The sequence below is a fragment of the Halorubrum yunnanense genome (assembly GCF_026586675.1).
GTDB lineage: Archaea > Halobacteriota > Halobacteria > Halobacteriales > Haloferacaceae > Halorubrum > Halorubrum yunnanense.
This window is the reverse complement of the sequence record NZ_JAODIX010000081.1, coordinates 1-9938: the sequence shown is the minus strand read 5'-3', so window position 1 is coordinate 9938 and position 9938 is coordinate 1. Positions and strand designations below refer to the sequence as shown.

Sequence of the window (9938 nt, the reverse complement as noted above, 5' to 3'; positions counted from 1 at the left end):
TTCGAGCGGGGAGACGACCCCGGCCGCGAAAAGCTCAAGCTATGAGATGGTTTCTATGACAGGCTCATAGTTGTACAATACAGCGCATGCTCTCGAATACTCAAGGCCGCCGAATTTCTCAACTCTGGCACGTTGCGATGCTTGGGACAATAGCTACACTACCCGCAACTATCGTCATAAACCCCCTGTAGTCTCAATTTCTATAACATTAGAGGATGTGTTTGATGCGTGACTTCTATTTTCTACTTAAATATATAGAATAATATACTTACTCTAGCATCGCTTTCTATTTTTTATTGAATCCGCAGAGCTCGTTCGAGAGACACACCAAACGACACAAATCCGTACGCAACCGAGAACAACTATGATCGAGTCGCTCCTCCGGATTGACGTCGTCCTCTTCGTTCTCATCGGCGTGCTGGGCGGCGCACACTGTATCGGGATGTGTGGGCCGTTAGTGACGATGTACTCGAAACAGATGACGCCGCAGCCAGACGGCGGGACGGTGACAGCCAACGACGGGCGTGCCGGTCATCTCACGACCTACGAGGTTCGCCAGCACTTCCTGTTCAACGTCGGCCGGGCGACGACGTACGCTATTCTCGGGGCCGTCTTCGGCGCGCTCGGAAGCATCGTGTTCGTCACCGCTGACCAGCTGACACCGATCGCCGACCTCCTCCGAGGTGTTGTCGGTCTTGCGGTCGGAGGGTTCATTGTGGCGACCGGCGTTCGATACGTCATCGGTGGAAGCGGAGGCGACATTCGCATCCCTGGCGTCCAGCGCGTCACGTCGTGGCTCGCAACGAGAGTTCACCAACACGTGAACAGCCCGAGTATTGTCGGTCTCGGCGCCGTCCACGCGTTTCTTCCCTGCCCGATGCTGTATCCCGCGTATCTGTTCGCCTTCGCGAGCGGCTCCCCGACCACCGGGGGAATCGCTCTCGGTGCTCTCGGTGTTGGGACGATTCCAGCCGTCTTCCTCTATGGGACGATTATCCAGTCGATCGACGTTGCCCACCGGCGACGCGTTCATCGGCTACTCGGTGTGGTGTTCGTCGTGCTGGGGTACGTGCTGTTTGCGCACGGATTGATGGCACTCGGTGTTCACCTCCCACATCCGATGTTCCCGCATTACCAGCCCCTCGGGGGCGCGATGGGGCACTGACCGAGCACTGGACCCTTTTCGCTGGCTCGATACAGGCGACGAGCTCCAATCGACAACTACGATGCGGAAAACGACGGTGGCTAGCCTCCCAGAACCCAAGAACTGTCACGCGGTGGCAACTCGTTCGAGGTCGTCAACGAGCCGGTCGATGTCTGTTCGCGGGCCCCGTGGATACGCTCGCTCGATGATCCCTTGCTTATTGGCAAGGATAATGAGCCCATAGTGCGGGAAACGATACTCTAGATTCTCGATGTCATCTGCTGGTTGCTTCTCGATCTTCAGACCGAAGTGCTCGTCGTGTATCTCTTGGGCCCGCTCGTAGGTCTCTGGGCGGAGGAAGTGCCAGTTACCCGCGTCGAGGTCAACCCCCTGCTGCCCGGCGTACTCGCGGAGGGCCTCGGGGGTATCACGCTCGGGATCGAACGTGATGGGGAGAAACGCGACTTGGTCGCCGTACCCCGCCTCGGCGGCGGCCTCCTGTCCGCGACGGAGCCGGAGAATGAGTGCGGGACACACCCCGTCCGGACAGTTGGTGTAAAATGACGTCCACAGCACCGCGCGCTCGCCCTCGAATTGGGCCGTCGATATCTCCTCACCGTGGATCGGGTCGGGGACGGTAAACTCGGGCATGTTGTCACCGTAGCTCGGGAATGACGCCTCGCTGAGGTCTCGCTCCGGCGGTCCGAGAACGGTCCCTTCGGCGCCACTGCTGCCAAGGACACCAAGACAACCGGCAGTGCCGGCGGTGACTCCCGCGACGCCGACCGTTTTACAGAAACTCCGTCGGTCCATACGTTCGTATATCGGTCTCGCGGTCTTGAGGTATCTGGTGTGACCTTCGAATGCGCCGCTCCCGTCCAATCCGGGCGGACCCAGCCAGTCAGCTCCTCATTCGAAGAGGCTGTCGACAGTCCGGATGAACCGGTCAACGAGCCGGTCTGGCAGCGAGGGCGACACCACATCAAGCAACTCAGCTGTGTGTTCCGGGCGGGTTAGCGTGATCGTCATCGGACGGTCGTCGGACTTCGTGACGACTCCAGCGTCGCTCAGGTTCGAGACGTGCCACGAAACCGTGCTTCGTGAGAGATCCAATTCTGTAGTTAGTACATCCGGGCGAAGAGGACCGTCCAAATGGAGTCGGAACACGATCTCGCGGGCGGTCTCACGTCGAAGGAACGCGAGCGCCCGTCGTTCCCACGGGTCGAAGGTGGGATCGAAGTAGTGAGCTCGACCAGCGATCCGCTCGACGATCAATTCCTCGTCGTTCACCAGTCGTCGGAGGTGATACTGCGCCTGTCCGGTGGCGATGTCCAGATCGCGTTCCACCTGATTAAAGTGGACGCCGGGCGTCTCGCGGACGTGTCGTCGCACCCGATCTCTGGTCGTCGCCATCGTGAGTATTCGCCTGTCATCGGCTGAGAAATAAAACCTGTCGGGGCTTTCCTCCCACGAGAACGTTTTGCCCCGTGTCTTCTTATCACTCCCAACGCATACTGGCCAGTGTCGTGATCGCGTCGCTCATCGTTCGGCCCGTCTTCTCGGCTCTCGTGCCATTGACCGTTCAGGGGTCGCCCGTACTGCTGGCCGTCATCGCGTGTGCCGGAATCGGAACGAGCGCGCTCTTCGTCGTGAGCCTCGTCGCGTATCGACGCCGGCAGACCGGCCAGTACCGACTGATCAGCGCCGCGGTTGGGGTGCTTGTTCTACGGTCACTGATTGGAGCTGGGACTGTTCTGGGAGCTGTTCCGATGCCGGTTCACCACTTCGTCGAACACAGCTTTGACTTCCTGATCGCTGCGATGATCCTCTACGCCGTGTACGCTCACGCCCCGGGTTCGCTTGGTGAGGATGTCACAAGCGACTAGCTTGGTTGAGTCCTAGCCAGCTCGACCCCCATACCAATCAGTGCCAGACATCGTCCACTCCAGACCGATCTGTACGCTCGTTGATCCGGAGCGAACGCCTCCTGTGAGTGGTTTATGTCCTCTGGCAAACGCCGTTCGACAGTCACACCAGAACCGTATTGACTCTATATGAAGAAATACAGCTATGAAAACTGAACCTGACTCGCATTTGGTATCGCGTCGACAGGTCGTTCATACAGTCGGCTTGGGAGTCGTAATTGGAACGGCTGGCTGCGTTGGGGGATCCTCTGGCTCAAGTCCTGAACCGGTGGATTTGTCGGGTCAAAAGACTGACTATCAAGGTGGAATGGTCATTGGAGACCATGGAGGCCCTAATGGGCAGGTGTTCTACGCCGATACAGAACCCGAACCTAGACAGGGGCCCGTCCAAGGCTCCGAAGGAACTGAGAACCTTGCTTGGTTTCACACGCTCGCACATGGCCTCTTCCCGTACCATTTTAATCTGGTAGCAGACGGTGCGGAGGCGAGCGCAATCTACGTCACGGACTACTCCCGTGTCGATTGGGAAATCCCTGAAGACACCGAGCGAAAGAAGATGCCAGCACCGACCGCCCCCGATACATTCGCCGATGCCACGGGCCTCACATACGTCATCGAATCGGATGTAATGGGTGGAATGGGGCCAGATCTCATGCCGTTCTCGGAACCCAGCGAAGCTGAATCGTTCGCTGATAATTACGGCGGACGGACGATCGGGTACGACGACATCGATCGGTCACTCGTTGATGGAATCCAGATGACTGAGATGAACTAATTGACTTTTTTCATAGTGGAGATAATGAGAACCACACAGGTTCTACTCAAAGAATCTGACACGGTTGATCAGGAGCTAGAAGCTTTTGTCCGGCAAAATCGTAGCTATTACACACGCGATGGCAACCTCAGAAAACGAATCGAAAGACACGATAACCGTGTATCAAGAGCGGTTAGACGCACTCGACGCGACACTGGCATCGAAAATGGACCGTTGGAGTGTTCCAGCGTTGCGAACCGCTGTCGGAGTGGTGTTCATCTGGTTCGGCGCACTCAAGATACTCGGCGTCTCGCCGGCCGGTGACCTCGTCGCCTCTACGGTGTACGTTCTTCCGCCTGAGTTTTTCGTCCCGGTACTTGGCGTGTGGGAGGTGATCATCGGGATCTGTCTGCTCTATCCACCGCTTACGCGTGTTGGATTGCTGCTGTTGGCACTCCAACTTCCGGGGACGTTCCTCCCGATGGTACTGCTCCCTGAAGTTGTCTATACCACGTTCCCGTACGGGTTAACGGTCGAGGGTCAGTATATCGTAAAGAACCTCGTAATCATTGCCGGCGCACTCGTTCTGGGAAGCACCGTCAGGGACGAATCTGCGTCGGCGTGAGTCAGAAAATTAACTGCTCGTGCTGAATTGCGAATTTTGAGCCAGAGCTGATGATGTCGAGACGTTCTGCTTCTCTATCCAAGGAATCTCGATAGGCGACCAGCGAATAAAAAAATAATAAATCTTAATATATATTGCCGGTTAAGTTGCTATATGAGCGTAGTAAGCGTCTCAATGCCTGAGGACTTGCTTGAGCGGATTGATCAGTTTGCCGACGACCACGGATACACTGGTCGGAGTGAGGTACTTCGGGAGGCGAGCAGGAACCTCATGGGTGAATTTGAGGACAAGAAACTCGAAGGGCGCGAACTGATGGGAGTGGTTACCGTGTTATTCGACTACGAGACGACGACTGTCGAAGAGAAAATGATGCACCTTCGCCACGAATACGAGGATATCGTCGCTTCGAATTTCCATAGTCACGTTGGCGGACACCACTGTATGGAACTGTTTGTGCTCGAAGGGTCTCTCGAAGAGATTTCAGCGTTCGTTGGGAAGGTTCGAGCGACCAAGGACACTCTCACAGTTGATTACTCTGTCTCACCAGTGGATGATTTCAGCCCGCTGGCCGATCTGAGCTGATTCTGTTTCGTCTCTCTCGGTGAATCCACACCGATTGTGAATATATCTGCTGACTTCACCTGTTAGATATGTTCTCCCGACTTCCGGACGATAGCCACAGAGGCACTCTCTGAGCAAATTTATAATATATTTTTATAGAGTATCAAGGAGAATACCTGCGGCTTCAGCCGCAGGATGAATCCGACAATTCTGAACTTGTCCACGTAGTGATAGCCGATCGGATATTTGACAATCCGTGGCTTAAAGTGACAGATAGACCTATATATGGGCAGGAATCAGACCGGAAATAGAGCGATTCCGGTCAGTCCTACGATGGCGGCCTGTCCGCCCCAAGCAATGAGACAGTAATCGGAACCAGTCGGGTGAACGGTCGGTTCTTATAATGAACTGATGCTGTGCCCGACTGCTGTACGCACCACAGAAGTAACTCTAAGTCCGTCGAAGTCTGCCGGACTCCCCGAGGCAAAAACAACTCTGGGAGTCCCAACATGGTCGAGGATAGGAGTACCGGGGGCTTGGCACTCCCAGCAGTCCCACCCGCTACAGTCCGTGAATCCCACACGGATTCTCACCGCACTGGGATTCGGTGGGGCTGGAAACCTGAAATCTCCAACGCTCAGGATTCCTCCGCGTTTACGCGGAGGAGGATGTCAAGCTCGAATCTAATTTTAACATATGCCCATCGTGAGCTCCTCGATGACGGAGCGACTCCAAGAAGATCTCGATCCGTTTACGGAAGAACACGGCTATACCGGCCGGAGCGAGGTAATCTCGGCATCACTGTCTCCGGCACGTGTGCCGACGTTTTGAATTAAATCACGGACCAACCTTGCGCTTTTCTTATTATTTTATATATCTCAAATACAGCAAAGTTATTATATCTGGACTCATAATTGCTAAACGGACATGCCGCACATTCACCTTGGAGAGGGGTCGTTCCCCCTCTGGGCGCTCGTGCTGTGGACGCTGATCGGTGCTGGACTAATCTCCACTGTAGTCTACCGGATACGGAAAGGTGGAATAAAGACACACCAGATCGCACTCGCAGGTGTTGGCGCGGCTGCGAGCTTTGCGGTCTTCCAGCTTAACATTCCAGTGTGGGGCGGAATTCACATGAACCTCACCGGGCTCGTGGGCATCATCGCCGGACCGCTACTCGGCGCGCTCGTCGCGCTGGTCGTCAACATCTTTTCGGCGGCGCTCGGACACGGAGCGGTCGGATTAATCGGGGCGAACACGCTGATCAACGCCAGCGAAGCGATCGTCGCCTACTACGCGTTCAAGACGCTGTTGGGGATGGAGTGGGACGTCTTCCCCGCCAGCGCGAGTGCCGCGACACTCGGCCTCTCAGTGGGGTCGTTCCTGATGGGGGCGATCATCGTTATCAGCGGGGTTAACGGGAGCGCACTCCCGCGTGGTGACCTGCTGATCGCCGTTGGTGGACTCTCCGCTCTCAACCTCGGTGTCGCCGTCGTCGAAGGGATCCTTACGGGTCTCATCGTCCAATTCCTCGCCTCAGTGCGTCCCGACCTCGTCGGACTCACCGACCGCGACACTCGCGATGAGCCCACGGGGGTGACAGCCTGATGCAGCGCTGGAAGCAGTACGGTAGCATGGCTGCCGTCTTCTCGGCGTTCCTCGCCGTCGGCTACTGGGGGTTTACTGCGACCGGTGGTGCCGTTCCATGGGCAAAGCGGGCCTCGCAAACACTTCAACGCGGCGTCCAAGACGGCGGTGGCTCGCTCGTGAATCTTGGACGTGGTATCATCGTTGCCGGTCCCATCCGGAAGGGCGGACTGATGGTCGAATTCGGCGGAATTGTTCTCGCCTTCGCCCTCTTGGGTCTCGGGCTGTACGTCTACGTCGACCGTTACGGCGGCTTCGGTGATGACGAACGACCGACACGGTAACCGTGACAACGCTCTCGAATCACGTCCCTGACCCCCGGCTCATCACGGCGTTCGCCGAGCGGCGAGACGGACCGTTACATCGAATTAACCCGTGGACGAAGATCGGTGTCGTCGGTGTGCTCGTTCTCGCCGTCACAGTGTTCGACCGCCTCGCGCTCTTGGCCGGTCTGTACGGAACCGTACTGGTAGTCTACGGAGTCGCGGATCTACCGTACCGGCGGCTCATCGGCTGGTACACGCTCCCGATGCTGTTCATCGTCTCGGTTGCCGGACCGCTGGCGTTTCTCGAACCGGGGACGCCGATCGGGGGCGCACTTCCGACGCCCTTCGGCGGCTTCTCGGTCACGTGGGAGGGTCTCACCCTCTTTTTGGAGCTCAGTTGTCGGTCACTCACGGTCGTCACGTTCGCGCTGACGGCATCGATGACGACCAAATACACCGATGTCGCGTACATGCTCGGGCGACTGCTCCCGCGACCGATCGACCAGATCGCCCTACTCACCTATCGGTTCACGTTCGTTATGCTCGAAACGCTTGAGGACTTGGTGAAAGCCGCGCTCTCCCGCGGAGCGAACTTCTCGGAGTTCTGGTCGAACAAACGGCTGTACGCCAGGATCCTCGGCATGACGATGCTGTCGGCGATCGAGCAGTCCGAACGACTCGTCAAGTCGATGGAAGCCCGTGGATACGACGGCGACCTCACGCTGTACGGGGACGTCCCACGACCGCCCGCTCGCGAGCTCGTCGCTATCGCAGCTTGCTACACCGGCGTCGTCGCCTACGCGTTGGTCGGCGTCTACGAGGTGGTTCCAGTATGAGTTCGGATCGCTCTGAGGAGCGGGGGCCCCTAGTTGATCTACAGTGTGAAGCCCACACGTACCCGGACGGGACGGTGGGTATGCACGAGGTCGACTTCTCCGTGTATTCCGATGAGGTCGTGGTCCTCGTCGGTGGCAACGGCGCCGGAAAGTCGACGCTCCTCGAACATCTGAACGCGACCCTCATTCCCGACGACGGCGAGCTCGTCGTTGACGGCACCCCGATCACCGAGGACAACAAGCCGCACGCGCGAAAGGAGGTCGGCTTCGTCTTTCAGGACGCCGACACGCAACTCGTCGCGCCCACGGTCCTCGACGACGTGATGTTCGGCCTTCAGAACTACGGGGTCCCCGGAGACGAAGCGAGGGAACGCGCTCGTGAAGCGCTGGCGACTGTCGACGCGAGCCACCTCGACGACCGAATCCCACATTACCTGAGCGGCGGGGAGAAACGGCTCGCTGGCCTCGCCGGTGTGCTCGTCCTCGAACCGAGTGTGGTCGTGCTCGACGAACCGCTCGCGGGGCTCGATCCCGATCGGTCCCAGCTGGTCGCGGAGCGGATCGAGCAAATTCACGAGGACGGTATCAGTGTCGTCCTGTCGACGCACGACCTCGAATTCGCCGCCGAAGTCGCGGACCGCGTCTGCGTAATGGCCGAGGGCAACATCATCGGAGGCGGAACACCCCGAGAGGTGTTCTACGACGACGCCCTGTTGGCGGACGCGAACCTTCACCCGCCGAGCGCGGTTCGTGTGGCTCGTGACGCAGGGCTGGGGGCGACGGCACAGCCGGTGACCGAATCGGACCTCGTGTCGCTCCTGACGGAGGCTGGAAATTCGAATACCGCACCGAAACCCTCCACGGACGGACACAGACATGACTGACCGCCTTCTCCGACGTCTCTCGAAAAACGTGTAAAACCACGCTTATCGGTATCTGATGCGGCGTCGATAACACACTATGCTGGGCCAGCGGGGTATCATCGCTCAGCCGACTCTCATTAACACAGCCAGTTTTAAAATATGAAACCGCAATTCGGTCGCTCTATAGCGACTAGGTTAAAATCGAGAAGTTCAGTCGCTGAAATCAGTCCTCAAGTCCGAAGTCAGCAAGTGAGTGCGTATGATGCCACACAGCGACCACTTCGTCAACATCGAATGTGAGGACGCCGTCTGTCAACTGAATCTTGATGACCCCGTCCTCGATTTCTGAATCGTGGAGATGCATCTCCAGCGGTTCATCGAACTCTGAAACTGCGAGCATTAGTTCGCCTTTTTCTTCCAGTTCCGATTGGAGTTCCGCTGTTTCAACTACCATCGTACTACCGAATACGGGTTTGACAAAAGTAAAGATTAGTTTCATTTTTAAAAACTTATTTTTGTCGAAGGGTTTAATTGTTTTAATAGTACAATACTGATGTAGCTGAATCTGCCGTGTCAGTCACGAGTCGGTACCGTCAATCTGCGCTTACGGAGAATCGAGGAGAAATCCTCGGGCTTCAGCGCAGGGAGGATGTCACTCTGCTGGCACGGATTCGACTCGTTCGCCGTCGTCCGTCGTCGCGTACTCGCAGCAGTAGTAGCCGCCGGTCAGGCTGCGAGCGGGTATCCCGTACTCTGCCAGTACCCGCGTTGCCATGTAGGAGCTCTTCCCGATCTTACAGTACGTGAGCACCTCCCCGTCCGGGTTGGCGTCGGCGGCCCACTCTCGGAGCTCGCCAGGCGGGACGTTCTCGTCGCCGTCGATCCGTCCTTGGGCCTCCGCATCTCCGGAGGGCGGGTGTCGATGACCGTTGCCTCGTCTTTCCGTTCGAGAAGCTCGTCGAGGTGGACGACATCGGCGATGCCTTCGACGACGTTCGCACCGATCATTCCTAACACGTTAACCGTGTCTTTCGCGGCCGGGTATGGCGGCGCGCACGCGAGATCGTAATCGCGGATATCGAACACGGTGTCCCGGTGTGCGATGGCCGTCGCGAGGACGTCGATTCGCTTATCGACGCCGCTCTCGCCGATGGCTTGGGCACCAAAGATCGTTCCGTCGCCGGGATCGAATGGAAGTGTAAACAAACGTTATCGACTACGGACCCCGATCAATTGACTTTTGACTCATAGTGATTAAAGAAAATATTTACCTCTATGCGTAGTAGAGCTGGTAATGAGTCGGCTCGACGGGGTAAC

At 57.3% G+C, this 9938-nt stretch carries 13 protein-coding genes and 1 pseudogene; 10 read left to right on the top strand and 4 right to left on the bottom strand.

Annotated features, from left to right (window positions below):
* Positions 1–364 precede the first annotated feature (364 nt).
* Positions 365–1165: a sulfite exporter TauE/SafE family protein gene (locus N5096_RS15420; RefSeq protein WP_267665687.1), complete on the top strand. Its 801-nt coding sequence runs from the start codon at positions 365–367 to the stop codon at positions 1163–1165.
* A gap of 105 nt (positions 1166–1270) precedes the next feature.
* Here the strand turns inward: N5096_RS15420 and N5096_RS15415 are convergent, their stop codons facing one another.
* Complete coding sequence (locus N5096_RS15415; protein ID WP_267665686.1) at positions 1271–1957, bottom strand: SCO family protein; 687 nt, start codon at positions 1955–1957, stop codon at positions 1271–1273.
* A gap of 96 nt (positions 1958–2053) precedes the next feature.
* Positions 2054–2557 carry a winged helix-turn-helix transcriptional regulator gene (locus N5096_RS15410; RefSeq protein WP_267665685.1) on the bottom strand — a complete coding sequence of 168 codons (504 nt, stop codon included), beginning with the start codon at positions 2555–2557 and terminating at the stop codon, positions 2054–2056.
* Positions 2558–2670: 113 nt separating this feature from the next.
* Between N5096_RS15410 and N5096_RS15405 the strand changes: the two genes are divergently transcribed.
* The 9 genes and pseudogenes from N5096_RS15405 (at position 2671) to N5096_RS15365 (ending at position 8642) form a co-directional block, all read left to right on the top strand.
* Complete coding sequence (locus N5096_RS15405) at positions 2671–3030, top strand: DUF7471 family protein (RefSeq protein WP_267665684.1); 360 nt, start codon at positions 2671–2673, stop codon at positions 3028–3030.
* Positions 3031–3214: 184 nt separating this feature from the next.
* Positions 3215–3844 (top strand): nitrous oxide reductase accessory protein NosL, encoded by a 630-nt coding sequence (locus N5096_RS15400; protein WP_267665683.1) that lies wholly within the window; start codon positions 3215–3217, stop codon positions 3842–3844.
* 118 nt (positions 3845–3962) lie between these two features.
* Positions 3963–4448, top strand: coding sequence for a DoxX family protein (locus N5096_RS15395; protein WP_267665682.1), 486 nt, complete (start codon positions 3963–3965; stop codon positions 4446–4448).
* Between the two features lie 153 nt (positions 4449–4601).
* Complete coding sequence (locus N5096_RS15390; RefSeq protein ID WP_267665681.1) at positions 4602–5030, top strand: CopG family ribbon-helix-helix protein; 429 nt, start codon at positions 4602–4604, stop codon at positions 5028–5030.
* Between the two features lie 675 nt (positions 5031–5705).
* A pseudogene (locus tag N5096_RS15385) lies at positions 5706–5801 on the top strand (nickel-responsive transcriptional regulator NikR); the annotation flags it as partial.
* Positions 5802–5936: 135 nt separating this feature from the next.
* On the top strand, positions 5937–6617 hold the full coding sequence (locus tag N5096_RS15380) for an energy-coupling factor ABC transporter permease (protein ID WP_267665680.1): 681 nt from the start codon (positions 5937–5939) through the stop codon (positions 6615–6617).
* Positions 6617–6940: a cobalamin transport operon protein gene (locus N5096_RS15375; protein WP_309243313.1), complete on the top strand. Its 324-nt coding sequence runs from the start codon at positions 6617–6619 to the stop codon at positions 6938–6940. The genes N5096_RS15380 and N5096_RS15375 overlap by 1 nt, the downstream gene beginning before the upstream one ends.
* 2 nt (positions 6941–6942) lie before the next feature.
* Positions 6943–7758: an energy-coupling factor transporter transmembrane component T family protein gene (locus N5096_RS15370; RefSeq protein WP_267665678.1), complete on the top strand. Its 816-nt coding sequence runs from the start codon at positions 6943–6945 to the stop codon at positions 7756–7758.
* Positions 7755–8642: an energy-coupling factor ABC transporter ATP-binding protein gene (locus N5096_RS15365; RefSeq protein WP_379790573.1), complete on the top strand. Its 888-nt coding sequence runs from the start codon at positions 7755–7757 to the stop codon at positions 8640–8642. Before N5096_RS15370 ends, N5096_RS15365 begins: the two co-directional genes overlap by 4 nt.
* A gap of 202 nt (positions 8643–8844) precedes the next feature.
* Here the strand turns inward: N5096_RS15365 and N5096_RS15360 are convergent, their stop codons facing one another.
* Positions 8845–9075: a hypothetical protein gene (locus N5096_RS15360; RefSeq protein ID WP_053772517.1), complete on the bottom strand. Its 231-nt coding sequence runs from the start codon at positions 9073–9075 to the stop codon at positions 8845–8847.
* 272 nt (positions 9076–9347) lie between these two features.
* Positions 9348–9827, bottom strand: a complete 480-nt coding sequence (locus tag N5096_RS15355) for a hypothetical protein (protein WP_267665676.1) — start codon at positions 9825–9827, stop codon at positions 9348–9350.
* Between the last annotated feature and the right edge of the window lie 111 nt (positions 9828–9938).

Bases quoted from the DNA above. Each gene is read 5' to 3' on its own strand.
- N5096_RS15390 (WP_267665681.1), top strand. From the start codon at position 4,602: ATGAGCGTAGTAAGCGTCTCAATGCCTGAGGACTTGCTTGAGCGGATT.
- N5096_RS15420 (WP_267665687.1), top strand. From the start codon at position 365: ATGATCGAGTCGCTCCTCCGGATTGACGTCGTCCTCTTCGTTCTCATC.
- N5096_RS15360 (WP_053772517.1), bottom strand. From the start codon at position 9,075: ATGGTAGTTGAAACAGCGGAACTCCAATCGGAACTGGAAGAAAAAGGC.
- N5096_RS15410 (WP_267665685.1), bottom strand. From the start codon at position 2,557: ATGGCGACGACCAGAGATCGGGTGCGACGACACGTCCGCGAGACGCCC.
- N5096_RS15415 (WP_267665686.1), bottom strand. From the start codon at position 1,957: ATGGACCGACGGAGTTTCTGTAAAACGGTCGGCGTCGCGGGAGTCACC.
- N5096_RS15375 (WP_309243313.1), top strand. From the start codon at position 6,617: ATGCAGCGCTGGAAGCAGTACGGTAGCATGGCTGCCGTCTTCTCGGCG.
- N5096_RS15365 (WP_379790573.1), top strand. From the start codon at position 7,755: ATGAGTTCGGATCGCTCTGAGGAGCGGGGGCCCCTAGTTGATCTACAG.
- N5096_RS15380 (WP_267665680.1), top strand. From the start codon at position 5,937: ATGCCGCACATTCACCTTGGAGAGGGGTCGTTCCCCCTCTGGGCGCTC.
- N5096_RS15400 (WP_267665683.1), top strand. From the start codon at position 3,215: ATGAAAACTGAACCTGACTCGCATTTGGTATCGCGTCGACAGGTCGTT.
- N5096_RS15395 (WP_267665682.1), top strand. From the start codon at position 3,963: ATGGCAACCTCAGAAAACGAATCGAAAGACACGATAACCGTGTATCAA.